This window comes from Rhodanobacter sp. K2T2, assembly GCF_013408815.1.
Lineage (GTDB): Bacteria > Pseudomonadota > Gammaproteobacteria > Xanthomonadales > Rhodanobacteraceae > Rhodanobacter.
Genome location: NZ_JACCCA010000006.1, coordinates 78121 through 98987 on the forward strand (window position 1 = coordinate 78121; position 20867 = coordinate 98987).

Consider the following 20867-nt stretch of genomic DNA (forward strand, 5'->3'; position numbering starts at 1 on the left):
TCATGCATCTCAATACACTTAAGCCGAATGCCGGTTCGCACAAGACGCGTCTGCGCGTCGGTCGCGGTATCGGTTCGGGCATGGGCAAGACGGCCGGCCGCGGACACAAGGGTCAGCACGCTCGCGCCGGCGGTACCCACAAGTACGGTTTCGAAGGTGGTCAGATGCCACTGCAGCGCCGGTTGCCGAAGGTCGGCTTCCGTTCGCTGAAGAAGGCAGAGAGCCAGGAAGTGTTCCTGTATCAGCTGGCCAATATCAAGGAAGATGTGATCGATACCGTCGTGCTGCACAAGGCTGGCCTGATCAGCAGCCGTGCGAAAAAGGTCAAGGTGGTTCTGAAGGGTGAAATCGGTCGCGCCGTGAAGCTGACTGGTCTGCTGGCTACTGCCGGCGCCAAGGCAGCGATCGAAGCGGCCGGCGGAAGCGTGGAGTAATCGACGGTGGCTGAAGCCAAGGGCACACAGCTCGGCAAGCTCGGCAAGCTGACGGAGCTTCGTCAGCGCATCTTCTTTGTGATCGCGGCGCTGGTGGTGTTCCGGTTGGGTTCGTTCATACCGGTACCCGGCGTCAATCCGGAGGCGATGAGCAACCTGGTCAACGGCAACGGCCTGATGGACATGTTCAACATGTTCTCCGGCGGTGCGCTGTCACGCTTCTCGGTATTCGCGCTCGGCGTTATTCCGTACATCTCGGCATCGATCGTGTTCCAGATGATGGGCTCGGTGATTCCCAGCCTGCAGGGTCTGCGCAAAGAGGGCGAATCCGGCAAGCGCAAGATGACGATGTATACGCGCTATGCGACGGTCGGTCTGGCAGCGTTTCAGTCGTTCGGTATTGCGGTGGCGCTGCAGAGTCAGGTAGCGGCAGGTGGTGCACCGGTGGTCTACACGCCAGGCTTCGGTTTCATCATGTCCTCGGTGGTGGGTTTGACCGCAGGTACGATGTTCCTGATGTGGCTGGGCGAGCAGATGACGGAGCGCGGCATCGGCAACGGTATCTCGCTGCTTATCTTTGCCGGCATTGTTGCGGGTTTGCCGGCGGCGGTGGTGCATACGCTCGGTATGGCCAGCAACGGTGAGTTGACGGTGCTGAAGCTGTTGATGGTGGTGGCGCTGGTCCTGGCGGTTACGGCCTTCGTGGTGTTTATGGAGCGCGCTCAACGGCGCATTACCGTGAACTACGCACGTCGCTCCGGTGGGCAGCGCGCGTATATGAATCAGACGTCGCATCTGCCGCTGAAGATCAATATGGCGGGCGTGATTCCGCCGATCTTTGCTTCCAGCTTGCTGATGTTTCCGGCGACTGCAGTGGCCTGGTTCGGTGCCAATCACCAGTCGCGCTGGTTGCAGGATCTGACGCAGCAGTTGAGTCCGGGCAATCCGCTGCACGATATCGTTTTTGCAGTGCTGGTGATCGCCTTTGCGTTCTTCTACACGGCGATTGTGTTCAATGCCGAAGAGACGGCCGATAACCTGAAGCGTTCGGGCGCTTTGATTCCGGGTATCCGCCCGGGTCGTGCGACCGCCAATTACGTCGATTCGGTGATGACGCGGTTGACCGGTGTCGGCGCGCTGTATCTGGTGCTGGTCTGTCTGGTGCCGTCGTTCATGCAGGCTACCTGGCATGTTCCGTTCGTCTTCGGTGGCACCTCGCTGCTGATCGTTGTGGTAGTGGTGATGGATTTTACGGCTCAGGTGCAGGCGCATCTGGTCAGTCACCAGTACGAGAGTTTGCTCAAGAAGGCCAATCTGCGTCGCAACTGAGGTTGCAGGCAGACGGTTAAAGGTGGCAAGCGCGGCGGCAGTGGATGCCGCAGGGCTTTCCAGTCAGGTTAATTCAGGTTAGAATTGCGCGTTTACCGCGCACGAAAGCATCGGAGATAACACATCATGGCGCGCATTGCGGGTGTCAATTTGCCGGTCCAGAAGCATGTCTGGGTTGGGCTGCAGAGCATTTTCGGTATCGGCCGCAGCCGGGCCAAGAAAGTCTGCGTGGATGCAGGGGTGGTTCCGACCACGCCGATCAAATCACTCAGCGAAGGCGAGGTGGAGAAGATCCGCCACGAAATCGCTAAGTACACCGTCGAAGGCGATCTGCGCCGCGAGGTGGGTATTGCCATCAAGCGTCTGATGGATCTGGGCTGCTATCGCGGCCTGCGCCATCGTCGCGGTCTGCCGGTGCGCGGCCAGCGCACGCGTACCAACGCACGTACCCGCAAGGGTCCCCGTCGCGCGATCAAGAAGTAACGGATTTCGAATATGGCTAAGCCGGTTAAAACCAAGAAGAAGATCAAGCGCGTTGTCACGGATGCCGTGGCACACGTGCAGGCCTCCTTCAACAACACCATTGTCACCATCACCGATCGTCAGGGTAATGCTCTGTCGTGGGCTACTGCCGGCGGCGCCGGTTTCCGTGGCTCGCGCAAGTCCACCCCGTTCGCTGCTCAGGTCGCTGCCGAAAAGGCCGGCCGTGCAGCAGGCGATTACGGTGTAAAGACGGTCGAAGTGCGCATCAAGGGCCCAGGCCCGGGTCGCGAGTCGGCCGTGCGTTCGCTGAACGCGTTGGGCTACAAGGTGCTCAACATCATTGACGTTACGCCGATTCCGCATAACGGCTGCCGTCCCCCCAAGAAGCGTCGAGTCTAAGGAGCATACCCATGGCCCGTTATCGTGGAGCTACCTGCAAACTCGCCCGTCGTGAGGGTGCAGATCTCAGCCTGAAGAGCCCGGCGCGCGCGCTGGATTCCAAGTGCAAGCTGGAAAACAAGCCCGGCCAGCATGGCGCCAACAAGCGCATGCGCATGTCGGACTATGCCGTGCAGCTGCGTGAAAAGCAGAAGGTCAAGCGCATCTACGGTGTGCTCGAGCGTCAGTTCGCCAATTATTACTCGAAGGCGGCAACGTCGAAGGGCAATACGGGCGAGAACCTGCTGCAGTTGCTTGAAAGCCGTCTGGACAACGTCGTCTATCGCATGGGTTTTGCGGTCACCCGCGCCCAGGCTCGTCAGCTGGTCGCCCACAAGGCAGTCCTGGTGAACGGCAAGAAGGTCAATATCCCTTCGTACCAGGTGCGCCCGGGCGATGCGATCGCTCTGACCGAGCGTGCTCGTACTCAGCTGCGCGTGCAGGAAGCGTCGACCATCTTCGACACCATGGATCTGCGTCCGATCTGGGTCGAAGTCGATGCCAAGAAATTTGAAGGTACGTTTAAGTCGGTGCCGGAGCGCAGTGATCTGCCGTCCGACATCAATGAAGCCCTGATCGTCGAGCTTTACTCGAAGTAATTTTACCGGAGCTCTGCATGGCAGTTTCGTCAACTAGTGTGCTGCGGCCTCGGGGCCTCAGCGTCGAACAGCTCGGAGCCAATCGCGCCAAGGTCGTGGTAGAGCCGCTCGAGCGTGGTTTCGGCCACACCCTGGGCAATGCGCTGCGCCGCGTGCTGCTGTCCTCGATTCCCGGCAGCGCCATCGTCGAAGTCGAAATCGACGGCGTGCTGCACGAGTACACCACGCTCGAAGGTTTGCAGGAGGATGTGATCGAAGTCCTGCTCAACCTGAAAGATGTGGCCATTCGCCAGCATTCGGGCGATGAGGTAACGCTTACGCTGTCCAAGAAGGGCAAGGGTGTGGTCACGGCCGGAGACATCGTGGTCGATCACACGGTTGAGATCATCAACCCGGAGCACGTGCTCTGCCATCTGACCAAGGACATTGCGCTCAACATGCGTTTGAAGGTGCGTCGCGGCGTGGGCTACCAGCCTGCCAGCACGCGTCAGCATCCAGATGACGAGGCACGTCCGATCGGCCGTCTACAGCTCGACGCGTCGTTTGCGCCGATTCTGCGCGTGGCTTACGAAGTGGACGCCGCTCGCGTCGAGCAGCGCACCAACCTCGATAAGCTGGTGCTGGATATCGAGACCAATGGCACCATCGGCGCTGAAGATGCGGTTCGCAAGGCCGCTGAAATCATCAACGATCAGTTGTCCGTGTTCGGTGATTTCTCGCGTCGCGAGAGCGCTACCGACAAGGCTGAAAAGAGCGGCTTCGATCCGCTGCTGCTGCGCCCGATCGACGATCTGGAGCTCACGGTGCGTTCGGCCAACTGCCTCAAGGCCGAGAGCATCTACTACATCGGCGATCTGGTTCAGAAGACCGAAGTCGAGCTGCTGAAGACGCCGAACCTCGGCAAGAAGTCGCTGACGGAGATCAAGGATGTGCTCGGCGGCCGCGGTTTGGCCCTGGGTATGAAGCTTGAGAACTGGCCGCCGCCGGGTCTGTCGCACGGTATGCAGCTGGGCTGAGTTTGCTTATGCGATCGTTCTTGATCGCTGAGTCGTAAGCCTCCGGCTGGAGCGCATATAGCGCTCCAGCCAGATACAAGAAGCGGCCACCCGTGGCCGAGACGTTGTTTTTTGCGATCCTCTTTGATCGCTGAGTCACGCAGTTTGGCGAGTACGCGTTTATCCGCTCAGCCAAAACCGCCAAAGACGGCCATCCGTGGCCGTACTTCCAATAAGAGCCTGTTCTTAGAGGCTCCTCATAGCGGGTAACCGCGGGAAACCGGACATAAGCGCCGGCTTTTCATAACAACAGACATCAGAGACTTTTGCCATGCGCCATCAAAAATCCGGTCGCAAACTCAATCGCACCAGCTCGCATCGCGAAGCCATGTTCAAGAATATGGCGTCCTCGCTGTTCAAGCACGAGTTGATCCGCACCACCCTTCCCAAGGCGAAGGAACTTCGTCGCGTTGCCGAGCCGCTGATCACGCTCGCCAAGGTCGACGGTGTGGCCAATCGCCGCCTGGCTTTCTCGCGCATGCGCGACAAGGAAGCCGTAGGCAAGCTGTTCGTCGAGCTGGGCCCGCGTTACCGCGAGCGCGCCGGCGGCTATCTGCGTATCCTCAAGTGCGGCTTCCGTCCCGGCGACAACGCGCCGATGGCGTATGTCGAACTGGTCGGTCGTCCGCAGGTCGAGGCTGTCGACGCCGAGTAAATCGGTTTGGCGGGTGAGCGTCTCGTGCGTCCCACTCGTCTCGGCAAAGCAAAAACCCGGCAATAACTTGCCGGGTTTTTTGTTGTCTTTGGTTTCCGCATTAAAGCTACCGGCGACGCTGTGCTGCTGACAGCAGCTTGGTGAGCAGGTAATGTCACTATCCCTGCAAGGCATCAACGCGCCATGAACCCATTCCGCTGGTCTTACCGTTTCTGTTTTCTGCTCGGCTTTTTCATCTGCGTCGGGCTGCTCGGTTTTGCGCTGTATGCCGAGCGCGCATGGGGCATGAATCCCTGTCCGCTGTGCATTTTTCAGCGCATCGCCTTTATGGTGATGGGCGCCTTCTTTCTTCTCGGCGCCATCTTCGGGCCTCGATCGGGCGGTCTATGGGTGACCACAGGCGGCGCTTTGCTGGGCGCACTTTTCGGTATCGGTGTGGCCAGCCGACACTTGTGGATCCAGTCGTTGCCGGCCGATCAGATTCCCTCCTGCGGACCGCCGCTGGATTACATGTTCGGCGCGTTTCCGTTTGCCAAGGTGCTGAAGCTGGTATTTACCGGCTCCGGTGAGTGCGCCAAGGTCGAGCCGATACTCGGTTTGCCCATGCCCGCATGGAGTCTTTTGTGGTTTCTCTTGCTGGCGATATTGGCCATTGTCGCCACGCGTCGGCGGAGTACGCTGCGATGAATACTCGACCGCTGAACACAGCATCGGTGGACGCCCCTGGACTTCCGGAGCCGCTGGATTGGTCGCCGGAGTCCTGGCAGGCGCACGAAGCGCTGCAGCAGCCGCAATACAATGACGCCACCGAGCTTGCCGAAGCAAGCGCTCACCTCTCGCGCTTGCCGCCGTTGGTAACCTCCTGGGAAGTGCTGGCGCTGAAGCAGGCCCTGGCCGAGGCGCAGGACGGTCATCGCTTTGTGCTGCAGGGCGGCGATTGTGCGGAAAGCTTCAACGATTGCACTAGCCCGATCATTTCCAACCGCCTCAAAGTGCTGTTGCAGATGAGTCTGGTGCTGGTGCACGGGCTGAAGAAGCCCGTGCTGCGCGTGGGTCGCTTTGCCGGACAGTATGCGAAGCCGCGCTCGACCGACAACGAAACGCGAGACGGCGTGACCTTGCCGAGTTTCCGCGGCGATCTGATCAACGGTCAGGCCTTTACCCCGGAAGCGCGCCGTGCCGATCCGCAGCGGTTGATTCAGGCGCATGCGCACTCGGCGCTCACAATGAACTTCGTGCGCGCGCTGATCGACGGCGGTTTCGCCGATTTGCATCATCCCGAGTATTGGGATCTGGCGTGGGTCGAGAGCTCGCCGCTGGCCGCCGAATATCGCGAGATGGTCACCAACATCGGCGATTCGCTGCGTTTCATGGAGACGCTGGCCGGGCCTATCGCCGGTTTCTCGCGGGTGGATTTTTTTACCTCGCACGAGGCACTGTTGCTGCATTACGAGCAGGCACTGACCCGCCAGGTGCCGCGCCACCGCGGCTGGTTCAACCTGTCCACGCACTTTCCCTGGATCGGCATGCGTACGGCGGCACTGGACGGCGCGCACGTGGAATATTTCCGTGGCATCAGCAATCCGATCGCGGTGAAGATCGGGCCGACGGTCACGCCCGAAAAATTGCTGCCGCTGATCGAGGCGCTGAATCCGCATGACGAGCCGGGCCGGCTGACGCTGATCCATCGCATGGGCAACGCGCAGATCGCCGAAGCGCTGCCGCCGCTGCTGCAGGCGGTGAAGCGGGAAGGGCGGCGCGTGTTGTGGGTGGCCGATCCGATGCACGGCAATACCGAGAGCACCTCGAACGGCCACAAGACCCGCCGTTTCAACAATATTGCGGGCGAGCTCGATCAGGCGTTCGATATTCATGCTGCCGCCGGCACGCGGCTGGGTGGCGTGCATCTGGAGCTTACCGGTGAAGACGTCACCGAATGCATGGGTGGTGCGCGCGACCTGTCGGAAACCGATCTGGATCGTGCGTACAAATCGATGGTCGATCCCCGCCTGAACTACGAACAGTCGCTGGAACTGGCCATGCTCATCGTGCGCAAGTCGGTCGGCTCGACGAGCGCCTGATTCGACCAAGGTGGCGCTGAAATCGCGAGCGCTCAGCGGCCGCGGCGCCCGCCAGTCGCTGGGAGGCGCTGGGAGGGCGGCTCGCCGCCGTCACCCGTGAGTTTTCGGCCGACAACTTGTGCAGCGACGACGCCAGGCCTGTCGTGTCGGGATTGACCTCGAGCAGGGCGCGCAAGATCGGGCCGCCTTGATCGATTCGCCGAATGCGTGCGGCAAACCGGTGGCCAGGGTGGTTGTGCGAAGTTCGCCCGCTGGACTATCGGCACATAGTGCACGGCGGCGGCGCTGGCCACGCAAACGCCATCCGCCCAAAACGCGGGCGACAATCGTACGTACCGTAGCGGACTCCGGGCGTCGGGTTCACAGCTTGCCGCAGGCTGGCGTACTGGATGGCTCCTGTGCGCTTGCGACGCAGGCATGCGCGCACGATATCGATGAGAATGCGTGAATGAATGTTCGCGACATACTGAAAACAGCGGCGGTTTTTTTCGGCTGGCGCTCTGTCTTCGTGATTTTTACGCTGCTCGCGCTGCGCCCCGTCACGGCCGCTGACGCCGCCGCATCAGCGCCGATCCCCGATACGTTGCCGCAACGCATGGCGGCCTGTACCGCCTGCCACGGCGATCATGGCGAAGGCGCGGCGGACAGTCGCTTCTTTCCTCGCCTGGCGGGCAAGCCGGCCAGCTATCTCGCGCGTCAGCTGCACTATTTCCAGAGCGGTCAGCGCCGGTATGCGCCGATGCAGTACATCACCAAGCCACTGAGCCCGGCGTATATGCGCGAGATGGCCGAGTATTTTTCGGTGCAGCAGGTGCCGTACAAAAGCTCGCCCGTGCCGACTCTTCCTACGGCGGTACTTCAGCGCGGCGAGCAGATCGTCATGCAGGGCAATCCATCGGCAAAGCTTCCCGCATGCCAAAGCTGCCATGGCAAACAGCTCACCGGGGTGGAGCCGAACATTCCCGGGCTGGTCGGTTTGCCGTACGACTATGTGAGCTCGCAGCTGGGTTCGTGGCGAACCGGTACACGTGCGTCGGCGGCGCCCGATTGCATGGCGCAAATTGCCAATCGATTGAGCCCCGACGACATCACGGCGGTTTCCGCGTGGCTGGCCAGCCGACAGCCGCCCGCCGACACGCACGCGCAGGTGGCCGGTTCGGTGAATCCGCCCCTCGCATGCGGCGTGCTGGGCGCCAAGGGAGACGGCGCATGATGAAGTGGCCGCGCCGCCTGTTTTTTCTGCTGGTGCTGCTGGTTCTCGTGGCGGCGCTGGTGCTCTGGCTTTGCCGCGATCTTGCCGAGCCGCTGCCCGCGGCGATGCGCAGCATCGATGCGTCGACGCTGAAAGATCCCGGACTCATTGCTCGCGGCGAATATCTCGCCACGGCCGGCGACTGCCGCGTCTGCCACACGGTACCCGGTGGCCAGCCGTATGCCGGCGGGCGCAGCGTGGTGACGCCGTTTGGCGATATTGCCTCGCCCAACATCACGCCGGACAACGCCACGGGTATCGGGCAATGGCGTTTCGAGGATTTCTGGCGCGCCCTGCACAGCGGTATCGGCCGCGATGGCAAGCTGCTTTATCCGGCCTTTTCCTATACGGCGTTTACCAAGGTGAGCGCAGACGATGCGCTGGCGATCTTCGCTTACCTGCGCTCGTTGCCGCCGGTGAATCAGCCGTCTGGACGGCTAAACCTGCGCTTTCCCTACAGCCTTCGTGACGTGCTGATCGGCTGGCGTCTGCTGTATTTTCGCGAAGGGCAGTACGCGGCGGATCCCGACCAATCCGCGCAATGGAATCGTGGCGCTTACCTGGTGCAGGGCCTGGGTCATTGCAACGAATGCCATGACGCGCGCAATGCCCTGGGGGCCGTGGCCGACCGGTCGATGCTGTCGGGTGGCGAAATGCCCGCGCAGAACTGGTATGCGCCCGATCTCAGCACCCGGCGCAATGGCGGTCTGCAGGGCTGGAGCCGTGCGGATATCGTCGACCTTCTGAGAACCGGTCAGTCGCGCCGAGGCGCGGCCTTCGGCCCGATGGCCGAGGTCGTGACCGAGAGCACGCAGCACCTGACCGACGATGATCTGCAGGTGATCGCGGTGTATCTGCAGTCGCTGCCCGCGCGGGCCGTGGCCGCAGCGCCGGACGAAGCGTTTCACGACAAGGCGTTGTTCGATCAGGGCGAGAAAATTTACGCGCAGCAGTGCGCGAGCTGTCACCGCCAGGACGGCAGCGGCGTCGCCGGCATCTATCCGCCGCTCGACCGCAACGCGTCGGTCACCGAGCCCGTCGGTGTCAATGCCACTCGGGTGGTGTTGCTGGGCGGCTTTTCGCCGGGCACGGCGGCTAACCCGCGGCCGTATTCGATGCCGCCTTTCGCGCAGCAGCTCAGCGACGCCGAGGTTTCCGCCGTGGTGAGCTACATTCGACAAGCCTGGTCGAATCACGCGACTGCCGTGCAGGAGCGCGACGTCGGCAAATACCGCACGACGCCGGTCGACTAGGCGCATCAGCGGCTTGGCTTCGCACGCACCGTGCGGGTGAGTTCGGCCAGGGCCAGCCACGGCGCGATCGTCCAATGGCCGCGGGCTTGTCCCGATGGGGAGGGCAGCACGAAGATCTGCGTGTCGCCGATCGTGGCCGTTTGCAGGCCGTAGTCGACCGAATGGCCCAGCGCAGCGCGCGCGCCGTTTTTGCTGGTGAAGGCGAGCACGCGCGGCGCGTAGTGTTCGATCTTGACGATCAGTGCGGCGGCATCGAAGGCATCGCGCGGCAGCTGGTTGTCGTTGCCGATGTGGTGTTTGGCCAGATCGGTCAGGCCGATGCCGTAGTTCGGCAGCTGGGGGAATTCGGCCGGCGCCAGCAGGCGCGGCGTCAGTTCCGATTGATGCAAGGCTCGCCAGAACAGATTGCCGGGGTGCGCATAGTAGGCGCCCTCCGCGGCGGAACGTTTGCCGGCGGCGGTGCCGCAGAACACCAGCGCGAGGCCGGGTTTCAGCACGTCGGGCAAGATGTGGCCGTTATCGGCGCGCATGGATTTTCGTGTCTTCAATCATCGAGCCGAGCACGCCGTGCTGGCGCGTCGTCGAGCAGAAAATCGGTGAACTGAAAGCGGTCGTCGCGCAGCACGGATTCACCGCGGCGCAGCTTCAGTGGCTGGCGAAACAGCGGGCCGTCGAAAGCCAGCGTATGGAATTCACCACGCTCGCCGCAGGGATCGACGCCGGACGGCAACTGGTCGAGCAGGGCGCTGTTGAACTCGCGGCCGCAGTATTCGGCGTCGAGCTGCTGGGTATCGACGCAGCAAAGCATGGCGCGATGGCCTTCGCTGACAAAGCGTCGCGATAGCGTGGCGGTATCTTCGCCCCACAGTGGAAACACCGCGCGCCAGTTGTCGCGGCCGAGCTGGCGTACGCGATAGTCGCGCACGTCCTGCAAAAACAGATCGCCGAAGGCGCAGTGGCGGATGCCCGGCCAGCGCATGCGGGCTTCGACCAGTCCTTTGGCATGCGCCTCTTCGTAGGCCTCGTTGCTGCCCGGCCAGTCGAGCAGCACTTCGACCAGCGGTAGCCCCAGCGCTTCGGTTTGCGCCAGCAAAATATCGCGCTGGATGCCATGCATGGCGACGCGCGAATAATGCCGGTTGATCGTGGTCAGCAGGCCGACCACCTGCCACTGTGGGTCGGCCAGCAGCCGCTGCAGCGCGAGCAGGCAGTCCTTGCCGCCGCTCCAGGCCAGTAGTGTCGGTGTCGCCGTCATGGCGCTACTTTACGCGATGCATGGCGGGGATTTGAACGAGTTCTGTATTCCTCAGCGACACGCCGTGGACGTCGTGCCGGCCACACTGGCGCCATGTCATTGACCGAACTATGGAACCAGGAGCCGTGGGTGCGGCTGGGCGGCGCAGTCTGTGTCGCGCTGCTGCTTGCCGCGGTCATGCGTCGCGCCGGCTGGGCGGTGATGCGACGGCTGGCGCGCGGCCGTCCGCTGGCGGCCGACGTACTGCGCCGGGCCAGCGCACCGATGGAGTGGCTGGTGCCGCTGCTGATGCTGAGCCTTGCGCTGCGCCTCGCGCCCGAAGCAGGTCGGCTGCTGGCACTCGACTTGCTGCAGCATCTATTGCTGGTCGCGCTGATCGCGACGGCGGCGTGGCTGCTGGTGCGCTGCGTGGGCGCGCTGGAAGGACTGGCTATTCATCAGTACCCGATGAACAAGGCCGATAACCTGCGCTCGCGTCGCGTGCTCACCCAGGTTCGCGTGCTCAGCCGTACCTTCAACGTGCTGATCGTGCTGCTGGCGTTGTCGATGATCCTGCTGACGTTTCCCAACGTTCGCCAGATCGGCACCAGCCTGCTGGCATCGGCTGGCGTGGCCGGCCTGGCGCTCGGCTTCGCGGCCAAGCCGGTGCTGGGTAATCTCATCGCCGGTCTGCAGATCGCACTGACCCAGCCGATCCGGCTCGACGACGTGGTGATCATCGAGAACGAATGGGGGCGCATCGAGGAAATCACCGGCACTTACGTGGTGGTGAAAATCTGGGACGAGCGCCGCCTGGTTGTGCCGCTGAACTGGTTTATGGAAAACCCGTTCCAGAACTGGACGCGCACCAGCTCCAAGCTGATCGGTACAGTATTTTTATGGGTCGACTACAGCCTGCCTTTGGAGCCGTTGCGCGAGGAGCTCAAGCGCATCTGCGCGGCCGCACCCGAATGGGACGGCTGGGTCTGCCTGCTGCAAGTCACGGACGCCAACGAAAAAGCCATGCAGCTGCGGGCTCTGGTCAGTTCGGCCGACTCGCCGTTGAGCTGGGACCTGCGCTGCCGTGTGCGCGAGGGCCTGATCGCGTTCGTGCAAGCCAACTACCCCCATAGCCTGCCGCGCCTGCGCGCCGAGCTGGAACAACCGCCGCTGTCGCGATCCCTGGTGGACCCGACCATCGATCGCGCGCCGAACTGAATCAAGCAACCCGTCAGAAGGGTGTCGTAAATCACTGATGTTGCAGACTACCCGCGAAAGGTTTCATCGACAGACAGGATCGTCAACGGCTATAAAGAAGATCAATTGGGGGAGTGTCCGGTGAGCGAAGAAATTCTGATCAACGTGACGCCGCGTGAGACGCGGGTGGGCGTTGTCGAGAACGGCATGCTGCAGGAGGTGCACGTGGAACGTGCTTCCAAGCGCGGCTATGTCGGCAATATTTACAAGGGCCGCGTGCAGCGCGTGATGCCCGGCATGCAGGCGGTGTTTGTCGAGATCGGATTGGATCGCGCCGCGTTTCTGCATGCCTCCGATATCGTGCGGCCGGCGCCGCCGCCATCGGCCGACGGCACTGAGCCAAGCGGCAATGGCAATGGCCACACGCCGTCGATCAGCGAGCTGGTGCATGAAGGTCAGGAGATCGTGGTACAGGTGGTCAAGGACCCGATCAGTACCAAGGGCGCGCGGCTCTCGGCGCATTTGTCGATTCCCTCGCGCTATCTGGTGCTGCTGCCGTATGCGCGCACGCTGGGTATTTCCACCCGCATCGAGGACGAGTCCGAGCGCCAGCGTCTGAAGGATGTGCTGACCCCGCTGATCGGTGAAAACCCGCTGGGCTACATCGTGCGCACCAACGCGGAGGGACAGAGTGCCGAGTCGTTGGCGTTCGACGTGACCTACCTCGGCAAGGTCTGGCGCGTCGTGCAGGAAAACATCGCCAAGGCCAAGGTCGGCGAGCGCGTCTACGAGGAGCTGTCGCTGCCACTGCGCAGTCTGCGCGACATGCTCAATGACGACATCGAAAAGGTGCGCATCGATTCACACGCTACCTTCGAAAAGGTGGTCAAGTTCGTGCACAAGTTCATGCCGCACCTGGACGACCGCATCGAGCATTACGACGGCGAGCGCCCGATCTTCGACCTGTATGGCGTCGAGGATGAAATGCAGCGCGCGCTGAAGAAAGAGGTGCCGCTGAAATCGGGTGGTTACCTGATTGTCGACCAGACCGAGGCGATGACCACGATCGACGTCAACACCGGTGCCTATCTGGGCACACGCAATCTGGAGGAAACGGTTTACCGCACCAATCTGGAAGCGGCGCAGGCGGCATCGCGCCAGCTGCGGCTGCGCAATTTGGGCGGCATCATCATCATCGACTTCATCGACATGATCGACGAGGAGCACAAGCGCCAGGTACTGCGCATGCTGAGCAAGGGGCTCGCGCGCGACCATGCCAAGACCACGGTGTATCCGATGTCCGCGCTCGGTTTGGTGGAGATGACGCGCAAGCGCACGACGGAGAGTCTGGCGCGCCAGCTTTGCGAACCCTGTGCCACTTGCAGCGGGCGCGGCCAGCTGAAGACGGCTGAAACCGTGACCTACGAAATTTTTCGCGAAATCACCCGCGCCGTGCGCCAGTTCAATGCCGAGAAATTGCTGGTCATGGCCAGCCCGTCGGTGGTGACCCGCATCCTTGAAGAAGAGTCCGGCGCGGTCGCCGAATTGGAAGAGTTCATCTCCAAAAGCATACGATTCCAGGCCGAAGAGCACTATTCGCAGGAACAGTTTGATGTGGTTTTGCTGTAGGTCCGGCCTGAATTCGCTAGCTGCGTCTGGCGCGGACCGCCGCGCGTGAAGGCGCTGTGGCAGCGGCGGCTGCACGGCTGTGCGCGTGCAGCGGGATGGATTGCCGGCAGCGCGGTGATTCTGCTGGCGGTGGTGATGGCGTTGACGCAACTGCTGCTTCCGCTGCTGGCGCGCCATCCCGAATGGGTCGCGGCACAGCTCAGCGAGCGGCTGCAGCGGCCGGTCAGCTTCGCCTCGATGGAGGGCCGCTGGACGCCCTCCGGTCCATTGTTCGTCATGCACGGCGTCACGGTCGGTGCGCAGAACGGTCAGGCCGGCGCGCCGTTGCAGATTCCCGAGTCCGAACTGAAGCTGGATTTCGGCGGCTGGCTGACGCCGTCGCGGCATCTGGTCAACCTGCGTGTGCGCGGCCTGGAGCTGGATCTGGTGCGCGATGCCGATGGCAACTGGCACATCAACGGTATCGGCGTGGCCGGCGGTGGCCGTACGCAGCCGTTGTCGCTGGGCCCGCTGTCGATGGATATCTGGCTGGAAAACTTGCGAGTGGTCATCACCGATGCGCAGCTGAATAAAAGTTACACCATGCTGGCGCCGCAGCTGCGTCTGAGCCGGCAGGGCGATCACGTGCGTTTCGGTGGGCTGCTGCAGCGTGATGGAGTGTCGGCGCTGCTACGCACCGCCGGGCGCTTTCGAGAGGACGGCGGCTCGGGCCATCTGTGGGTCGGCGCGAACGATGTCGATCTCAAGCCTCTGCTGCTCGGTATCGATATGGACGGCTACACGGCCGAACAGGGTCACGGCCAGTTGGCCTCGTGGCTCGACTGGTATCGCGGCAAAGTGGTGAGTGGCACCATTCGGTTCGATCTGGATCGGCTGGCGATATCGCACGCCGACGGAGCGCGTGCCAGCGTATCGGCCCTGCATGGCATCGCCGGCCTACGCCGCACGGCCGATGGCTACGATGTGCGCTGGGCTGGCGATGACGACAGCCGGCTTGCGTTGAGCCTGCATCAACCAGCGGGCCAGCCGATTCGAGTCGGTGTCGCTGCACGCGAATTGCAGCTGGCGCCGCTGCTGCCCTGGCTCGCCCTGAAGCCCGACCTCGGCCTGCCGCTGGCGCAGTGGCTAGGCGGCGGGCACCCGCGCGGCGATCTGAATCGGGTCGCCCTGCAGTGGAATCAAACCGACGGTTTGCAGGCCGTCGATCTGACGTTCACGGGGCTTGCTATCGATGCGGTCGGCAAGCTGCCCGGCGTGAGCGGCCTGCGCGGCGAGCTGCGTGGCGATGCCGACGCGTTCTCGCTGGAGTTGCCGGCGCAGTCCACCACGCTGCAGTTTCCGCAGATCTTTCGTCAGCCGTTCTCGTTGACGAGCTTGAGCGGCACGCTGGCGTTCTGGCCGGACAACGGCGATTGGCATATCGGCGTGGACGCTCTGGATTTCGCCGGCGCCGGTTACGCGGGCGATGCGCGCGGTGAAGTCACCCTGCCGGCGCAGGGCGCCCCCTTCCTGGATATTTATGCCGGCCTGGACCATGTCGACCTGCAGGCGGCCAAGGCCTACCTGCCCACCAATACGCTGCCGCCCGCCACGGTCGCGTGGCTGGATAACGCTCTGGTTGAAGGCCGTATCGATCAGGCCCAGGCACTGGTGCGCGGCAGCCTGGCCGACTGGCCGTTCCGGCACAACGAAGGCCGCTTCGAAGCGCGCGCGCCGGTCATGGGTCTGGTGTTCGACTACGGCAAGGGTTGGCCGCGCGGCGAAGGGCTCGATCTGGTTGCCAGCTTCGTCAACAACGGCTTGTCCGCCGAAGCCACCGCGGGGCAGGTGCTGGGCGTAAAAGTCGATCATGCCGCGGCGCAGATTCCCGATTTTGCCGATCCCGTGCTCAATCTTTCCGTCCAAGGCAGCGGCAGCGGCGCGAGTCTGATGGAGTTCGCGCGCAAAAGCCCGATCGGCAGCGTTCAGGCCGATACGCTGGCCAAGCTCAATCTGGGCGGCAGCGGCGTGGTCGATTTCCATCTGGCGCTGCCGCTGGCCAGACTGAACGAGGGACAGGTGAACGGTACGGCGCAATTGAAGGACGTCGACCTTACCGCGCCCGAGTGGAACCTCAAGCTCGACAAGATCAACGGCCCCCTGCACTTCGACGGGCACGGCATGCAGGGTGGCCCGTTGGACGTCGGCTTCCGCGGACAGCCGTCCAAACTGCAGCTGGCCATTGCCGGCGGCAATGCCGACCCCGGTACCACCTTTTCGGCACAGCTGAGCGGCAGTTATCAGCTGTCGGAGCTGGTGCAGGATTACCCTACGCTCAAATGGCTGGTGCCGCTGGCCGATGGGCGCAGCGATTTCGCCATCGGCTTCACGGTTGCCCATTCGGCGGGCAGCAAAGGACTGACGCAGACGCTCAGCGTGGATTCTCCACTGACCGGCATCGCGCTCAACCTGCCGGTGCCGTTGAAAAAGTCGGCACCGGAGAGTCTGCCGCTGCAGCTGACGTTGGGCCTGCCGGTGGGCGGCAGCGATATGCAGCTGGCCCTGGGTCAGATCGCACGCGGGCATTTTCGCCTGGCCGACGGCGCGCAGAAGCCGCTGGTAGGGACGATAGCGCTGGGCAGCGATATGCCGAACGATCTGCCGGCGCAGGGGCTGCGCATCCGCGGGCATACCGACCAGCTGGACGTCACCGGCTGGGTGCAGCATGTCGCTGCCGGCGGCAGCGGTGACGGCCCGTCGCTGGAAACCATCGACATCGGCGCGGCGCAGGCGACCCTGTTCGGCTATCCGTTCGGCGCCATGCAGATCAAGGCGAAGCCGCAGACCGATGCGATCAGCGTGGATGTGGCCGCCGCCACCATGAGCGGCAATTTCAACGTACCGACGCGCGAGATGGACAAGCGCGGTATCACCGCGCGCCTGCAGAAGCTTTACTGGCCGAAGGATACGGCTGTCGTCGCCAGCACAAATGGACGTCCAAACGGAACTTCTTCGTCCGCTGCCGTCCCCGTCGACGCCGCGTCGATCACGGCGCCGCCAGCGAATCCGGCCAATACCGGCATCAATCCCGCTGCGCTGCCGCCGTTTCACCTGTGGTTGGGCGATCTTCGTCTGGGCGATGCCAAGTTGGGCGAGGCGCGGCTGGAAACCTGGCCGTCGGCTAGTGGCCTGCACATCGAGCAGCTGCGCGCGCTGTCCAGCCGCGTGCAAATCAATGCCAGTGGCGACTGGAACGGCAGCGCCACCGACAGCCATACGCGTATGAAGATCGGCTTTGCCGCGGAAGACCTTGGCGGCATGCTCGGCGCTTTCGGTTTCGAGGGTCTGGTCAACGGTGGCAAGACCACGGATGAACTCGACGCTAGCTGGCCCGGCGCGCCCAGCGCGCTCTCGTTGGCCAGCATGGACGGTACGCTCAGCGTGCACGTCAGCGACGGGCGTATTCCCGAGGTGTCGTCGCCGGGTGCGGGTCGGTTGCTGGGCCTGGCTTCGCTGGCCGAGCTGCCGCGGCGCATGACGCTGGATTTCGGCGACGTGTTCGGCAAAGGGTTGGCTTTCGACTCGATGACCGGCGACTTCAGTCTGGCCAACGGCGTAGCGACCACGAACAACTTCAAGATCCACAGCCCGGCCGCCGAAATCAGCATCACCGGTCGCACCGACCTGCGGGCGAAGAAGTTCGATCAGCAGATGGTGGTGGTGCCGCACGCCGGCAACAGCCTGCCGATCGTCGGTGCCGTCGTCGGTGGACCGATCGGTGCGGCCGCGGGTTTCGCCGTGCAGGGCCTGCTCGGGCGCGGCTTGAACAGGGCTGTCGGAGCGCGCTACAAGATCACCGGTAAGTGGGACAAGCCGGTCATGACGCTGATGGAAAAACATACGGCACCGGCCCTGCCGCCAGCCGCTGTGGCGCCCATGCCGATCAACGCATCGAAGAACGTCGAGCCGGCTTCGGCGCAGTCAGCCGGCCACTGACGGCACGCCGGCCAATCAGGCTGTCGGCTCGGCCGGCTTGGTGCTGCCACGAAACGGAAACAGCTGCTGGTTGATGAAGCCATCCGGCATGTAGTCGCCGACCACGCCGTAGTGCGCGGGAAACTTGTCATCGGTTTTGACGGCGGTGCCGAACAGGTAATCGATGAAGGCGTAGTGCGCGGCGTAATTCTTGTCGATGGCAATATCGTCCGAGGCGTGATGCCAGTGGTGGAAATTCGGCGTCACGATCACGTATTTCAGCGGTCCCCACGGCAGGTGCACGTTGGCGTGGTTGAAAACCGCTTGAAACCCCACGATCAGAATGTAGCCGTTCATCACCGCCTCGCTGAAGCCCAGGATATAAAGCGGCGCCAGCACGCAGACGCGGGTGGCGATCAGTTCGAGCATGCTCTGGCGCGAACCGGCCAGCCAGTCCATCGTCTTCACGCTGTGGTGCACGGAGTGGAAGCGCCACAAAAAAGGCATCTCGTGATACGCGCGATGCGTCCAATACTGCGCCATGTCGGCCACCAGCACGCACAGCAGCAACTGCGGTACGAACCCGATGTGTTGCACGAACTGCTGAAAGTCGCTGCGCACCAGCCAGCCGAACAAATGGTGCAGCAGGAAATTCACCGTCAGCAGCGCCAGCCCGACGATGAAGTGATTCACCGCGAAGTGCTTCATGTCGGTCTGCCACTCGGGCCGGAAGATCGGCTGCCCCTTGTACAGCGGGAACAGCTTTTCGATCACCACGAAGATCAGCGTGGAGCCAAGCAGGTCGAGGATGAACCAGTCCAGCCCGATATACGGCGTGTGATCGGGAAAGTTGCCGACCGGTACGCGTGAACCACCCAGCGCGACCGCAGCGATCACCAGGACGAACGCCGCGATATTGATATTGCGCTGCCGGTTGAGGACCAGATTGCCCAGCGACAGTGCGCCAGCCATCAGCAGGGCGCCGAACAGCGCCTGACGCAGCAGATCCACCGAATACTTGACCCTGAGCTGGGGTGTGGTCAGGTACTGCGGAAAATGAAATGCCAGCACGCCGAGCAGACATAGAATGGCCAGCGACATGGCGATCGCAGTGGTCACCATCGCCTTGCCCGGTTCGAGCTCGCCGCTGCCGCGAAACATCTCCCTGGTATCGTCGACCACCACGCCGAGACGTTCGGCCGGCGCCATCAAGGCGGCGTCGATCAGCTTGTGCGCGAACTTGCGTCGTGAGGGATGCGTCATCAGCTTTCCTGCGTCAAAAGGTGCATACGAGGTGGTCTATCCGGCCTTCGGCGCATGGTAGCGCCAAGTTCGATCGGCGCGCGTGTCGGCGCCCGCCGTCTTCCGCTGATGGCCAGGCTTGCGGGAGCGGGCTTTAAGCCGCAGGATTTGACCATATCTCTTCAGTCCCACCGCATCAGTAACGGCAGAAACCCATGGATTCATTGCTTGCCCAGGCCGAACGCCGGCTGCTCGCTCCGGGCGGCATCGCCGCCACCGACCTCGACCGCGTGTTCAATCAGCTGATGGGCCCGTCGATCGACGCGGCCGACCTGTATTTTCAGCATTCGCGCAGCGAGTCGTGGCTGCTGGAAGAGGGCATCGTCAAGGACGGCAGCCACTCGATCGAGCAGGGTGTGGGCGTGCGTGCCATCAGCGGCGAGAAAACCGGTTTCGCCTATTCCGACGAAATTGTCATGCCGCAGCTGCTGGACGCCTCGCGTGCCGCCCGCGCCATCGCCCACGACGGCAACGGCGCCGGCAAGCCGTTGGCGCTGAACGGCGCGCGCCAGCTGTATCCGGCCATCGATCCGGTCGACAGCCTGCCCAACCCGGAGAAGATCGCGCTGCTGCGCGAGGTCGATGCGTACGCGCGCTCGCGCGACCCACGCATCAAGCAGGTGATCGTCAGTATCGCCGCTACCATCGACACGATTCTTATCGCCGCTTCCGACGGCACCCTGGCCGCCGATGTGCGGCCGCTGGTGCGCTTGAACGTGCAGGTGATCGCTGAGCAGAACGGGCGTCGCGAGCAAGGGCATTCCGGCGGCGGTGGCCGCTATGGTTATGGCGAGCTGATCGAGAATGGCCGCGCGCTGTCTTTCGCCGACGAAGCCGTGCGCCAGGCGCTGGTGAACCTCGATTCGGTCGACGCGCCGGCCGGCAACATGACCGTGGTGCTCGGTCCGGGCTGGCCCGGGGTGTTGCTGCACGAAGCGATCGGTCATGGGCTGGAGGGAGACTTCAATCGTAAGGGCAGTTCCGCGTTCTCCGGTCGCATCGGCCAGCGCGTTGCCGCCAAGGGGGTGACCATCGTCGACGACGGCACCCTGCAGGGCCGCCGCGGTTCGCTCAGCATCGACGACGAGGGCACGCCGACCGAATGCACCACGCTGATCGAGGACGGCATCCTCAAGGGCTATATGCAGGACAAGCTCAACGCGCGACTGATGGGAATGAAGCCTACCGGCAATGGCCGCCGCGAATCGTTCACCTCGCTGCCGATGCCGCGCATGACCAATACCTACATGCTCGGCGGCCAGCACGATCCCGCCGAGATCATTCGCTCGGTCAAGAAGGGGTTGTATGCACCGAATTTCGGCGGTGGCCAGGTCGACATCACCAGCGGCAAGTTCACCTTCAGCGCCAGCGAGGCCTACCTTATCGAGGACGGCAAGATCACGCGTCCGGTGAAGGGCGCCACGTTGATCGGCTCCGGTCCGGAGGTGCTCAACCGCGTGTCGATGATCGGCAACGATATGAAGCTCGACGAAGGCGTCGGCGTCTGCGGCAAGGACGGCCAGAGCGTGCCGGTCGGTGTGGGCCAGCCGACCCTCAAGATCGACGGCATGACCGTTGGCGGTACCGCCTCGTAACCGTTTGGACGGCTATACGAAATAGTCTTCGAGCACGAACGTAGGTTGGGTCGGGCGCAGCAACTGTGTAGGCAGGATGCCGGAACGAATATTCGCGGAGCGAATGGCCCGGAGGGCGAGCCGCACGAGCGGCTCGTAAACCCAACTTCAGGGAAGGTTGAAGGGAGCGTGTAAATGCGCTCGAACCAACGTACTCGGGAACAAAAAGGCGCTGTGGCGCCTTTTTTATGCTTTTTAATTGCGCGCAACGTAGTCCTCTCGCCTCGAGCGGCATCGTCGGTCGACACCGATGTTGTCTGAAGCTACTCATTCGGCTGGGGTAAGCCGTCCATCACGATCCGGCATATCGATAAAGCGAAACATCATTTTGCTGGGCC

The 20867-nt window shown here is 63.0% G+C and carries 18 protein-coding genes; 15 read left to right on the top strand and 3 right to left on the bottom strand.

The annotated features are described in order from the left end of the window. The first annotated feature begins 2 nt into the window (after positions 1–2). The 11 genes from rplO to HDE78_RS11085 all read left to right on the top strand — a co-directional run bounded on the left by rplO (position 3) and on the right by HDE78_RS11085 (position 9579). Positions 3–434, top strand: coding sequence for a 50S ribosomal protein L15 (gene rplO / locus HDE78_RS11035; RefSeq protein WP_179479302.1), 432 nt, complete (start codon positions 3–5; stop codon positions 432–434). Positions 435–440: 6 nt separating this feature from the next. Next, entirely contained in the window at positions 441–1763 is a 1323-nt protein-coding gene (gene secY / locus HDE78_RS11040; protein ID WP_179479304.1) for a preprotein translocase subunit SecY, read from the top strand. Positions 1764–1889: 126 nt separating this feature from the next. Beyond that, entirely contained in the window at positions 1890–2246 is a 357-nt protein-coding gene (rpsM, locus tag HDE78_RS11045; RefSeq protein ID WP_179479306.1) for a 30S ribosomal protein S13, read from the top strand. 12 nt (positions 2247–2258) lie between these two features. Further along, positions 2259–2645, top strand: coding sequence for a 30S ribosomal protein S11 (gene rpsK, locus HDE78_RS11050; protein WP_007513384.1), 387 nt, complete (start codon positions 2259–2261; stop codon positions 2643–2645). An 11-nt stretch (positions 2646–2656) separates the two neighbouring features. After that, positions 2657–3283, top strand: coding sequence for a 30S ribosomal protein S4 (gene rpsD, locus HDE78_RS11055; protein ID WP_179479314.1), 627 nt, complete (start codon positions 2657–2659; stop codon positions 3281–3283). 17 nt (positions 3284–3300) lie between these two features. Then, on the top strand, positions 3301–4299 hold the full coding sequence (gene rpoA / locus HDE78_RS11060) for a DNA-directed RNA polymerase subunit alpha (protein ID WP_179479316.1): 999 nt from the start codon (positions 3301–3303) through the stop codon (positions 4297–4299). 310 nt (positions 4300–4609) lie between these two features. After that, positions 4610–4993 carry a 50S ribosomal protein L17 gene (gene rplQ, locus HDE78_RS11065; protein ID WP_179479318.1) on the top strand — a complete coding sequence of 128 codons (384 nt, stop codon included), beginning with the start codon at positions 4610–4612 and terminating at the stop codon, positions 4991–4993. Between the two features lie 183 nt (positions 4994–5176). Continuing rightward, a complete protein-coding gene (locus tag HDE78_RS11070) occupies positions 5177–5680 on the top strand; it encodes a disulfide bond formation protein B (protein WP_179479320.1) in 504 nt (167 codons plus the stop codon). After that, positions 5677–7074 carry a 3-deoxy-7-phosphoheptulonate synthase class II gene (locus HDE78_RS11075; protein ID WP_179479322.1) on the top strand — a complete coding sequence of 466 codons (1398 nt, stop codon included), beginning with the start codon at positions 5677–5679 and terminating at the stop codon, positions 7072–7074. The genes HDE78_RS11070 and HDE78_RS11075 overlap by 4 nt, the downstream gene beginning before the upstream one ends. Before the next feature lie 448 nt (positions 7075–7522). Further along, positions 7523–8287, top strand: a complete 765-nt coding sequence (locus HDE78_RS11080; protein WP_179479323.1) for a c-type cytochrome — start codon at positions 7523–7525, stop codon at positions 8285–8287. After that, positions 8287–9579 carry a cytochrome c gene (locus tag HDE78_RS11085; RefSeq protein ID WP_179479739.1) on the top strand — a complete coding sequence of 431 codons (1293 nt, stop codon included), beginning with the start codon at positions 8287–8289 and terminating at the stop codon, positions 9577–9579. The genes HDE78_RS11080 and HDE78_RS11085 overlap by 1 nt, the downstream gene beginning before the upstream one ends. A gap of 5 nt (positions 9580–9584) precedes the next feature. Here HDE78_RS11085 and HDE78_RS11090 read toward each other — a convergent pair whose 3' ends face one another. Continuing rightward, positions 9585–10109, bottom strand: coding sequence for a mismatch-specific DNA-glycosylase (locus HDE78_RS11090; protein ID WP_179479325.1), 525 nt, complete (start codon positions 10107–10109; stop codon positions 9585–9587). Between the two features lie 14 nt (positions 10110–10123). Next, positions 10124–10834 (bottom strand): adenine nucleotide alpha hydrolase, encoded by a 711-nt coding sequence (locus HDE78_RS11095; protein WP_179479327.1) that lies wholly within the window; start codon positions 10832–10834, stop codon positions 10124–10126. Positions 10835–10927: 93 nt separating this feature from the next. Here HDE78_RS11095 and HDE78_RS11100 point away from each other — a divergent pair, with 93 nt between their 5' ends. The 3 genes from HDE78_RS11100 to HDE78_RS11110 all read left to right on the top strand — a co-directional run bounded on the left by HDE78_RS11100 (position 10928) and on the right by HDE78_RS11110 (position 17614). Beyond that, a complete protein-coding gene (locus HDE78_RS11100) occupies positions 10928–12031 on the top strand; it encodes a mechanosensitive ion channel domain-containing protein (protein WP_179479329.1) in 1104 nt (367 codons plus the stop codon). Between the two features lie 120 nt (positions 12032–12151). Then, complete coding sequence (gene rng, locus HDE78_RS11105; RefSeq protein ID WP_179479331.1) at positions 12152–13639, top strand: ribonuclease G; 1488 nt, start codon at positions 12152–12154, stop codon at positions 13637–13639. Between the two features lie 45 nt (positions 13640–13684). Next, on the top strand, positions 13685–17614 hold the full coding sequence (locus HDE78_RS11110; protein ID WP_179479333.1) for a YhdP family protein: 3930 nt from the start codon (positions 13685–13687) through the stop codon (positions 17612–17614). 15 nt (positions 17615–17629) lie between these two features. Here the strand turns inward: HDE78_RS11110 and HDE78_RS11115 are convergent, their stop codons facing one another. Continuing rightward, entirely contained in the window at positions 17630–18856 is a 1227-nt protein-coding gene (locus tag HDE78_RS11115; RefSeq protein WP_179479341.1) for a sterol desaturase family protein, read from the bottom strand. A 194-nt stretch (positions 18857–19050) separates the two neighbouring features. On the opposite strand from HDE78_RS11115, the gene tldD reads away from it, so the two are divergent. Further along, positions 19051–20490 (top strand): metalloprotease TldD, encoded by a 1440-nt coding sequence (gene tldD / locus HDE78_RS11120; RefSeq protein ID WP_179479343.1) that lies wholly within the window; start codon positions 19051–19053, stop codon positions 20488–20490. Positions 20491–20867 lie beyond the last annotated feature (377 nt).

Coding starts and splice junctions, on each gene's coding strand:
- rpsK (WP_007513384.1), top strand. CDS start 2,259: ATGGCTAAGCCGGTTAAAACCAAGAAGAAGATCAAGCGCGTTGTCACG.
- HDE78_RS11100 (WP_179479329.1), top strand. CDS start 10,928: ATGTCATTGACCGAACTATGGAACCAGGAGCCGTGGGTGCGGCTGGGC.
- rplO (WP_179479302.1), top strand. CDS start 3: ATGCATCTCAATACACTTAAGCCGAATGCCGGTTCGCACAAGACGCGT.
- tldD (WP_179479343.1), top strand. CDS start 19,051: ATGGATTCATTGCTTGCCCAGGCCGAACGCCGGCTGCTCGCTCCGGGC.
- HDE78_RS11090 (WP_179479325.1), bottom strand. CDS start 10,109: ATGCGCGCCGATAACGGCCACATCTTGCCCGACGTGCTGAAACCCGGC.
- rpsM (WP_179479306.1), top strand. CDS start 1,890: ATGGCGCGCATTGCGGGTGTCAATTTGCCGGTCCAGAAGCATGTCTGG.
- HDE78_RS11115 (WP_179479341.1), bottom strand. CDS start 18,856: ATGACGCATCCCTCACGACGCAAGTTCGCGCACAAGCTGATCGACGCC.
- HDE78_RS11075 (WP_179479322.1), top strand. CDS start 5,677: ATGAATACTCGACCGCTGAACACAGCATCGGTGGACGCCCCTGGACTT.
- rpsD (WP_179479314.1), top strand. CDS start 2,657: ATGGCCCGTTATCGTGGAGCTACCTGCAAACTCGCCCGTCGTGAGGGT.
- HDE78_RS11080 (WP_179479323.1), top strand. CDS start 7,523: ATGAATGTTCGCGACATACTGAAAACAGCGGCGGTTTTTTTCGGCTGG.
- HDE78_RS11095 (WP_179479327.1), bottom strand. CDS start 10,834: ATGACGGCGACACCGACACTACTGGCCTGGAGCGGCGGCAAGGACTGC.
- HDE78_RS11085 (WP_179479739.1), top strand. CDS start 8,287: ATGAAGTGGCCGCGCCGCCTGTTTTTTCTGCTGGTGCTGCTGGTTCTC.
- HDE78_RS11070 (WP_179479320.1), top strand. CDS start 5,177: ATGAACCCATTCCGCTGGTCTTACCGTTTCTGTTTTCTGCTCGGCTTT.
- rpoA (WP_179479316.1), top strand. CDS start 3,301: ATGGCAGTTTCGTCAACTAGTGTGCTGCGGCCTCGGGGCCTCAGCGTC.
- rplQ (WP_179479318.1), top strand. CDS start 4,610: ATGCGCCATCAAAAATCCGGTCGCAAACTCAATCGCACCAGCTCGCAT.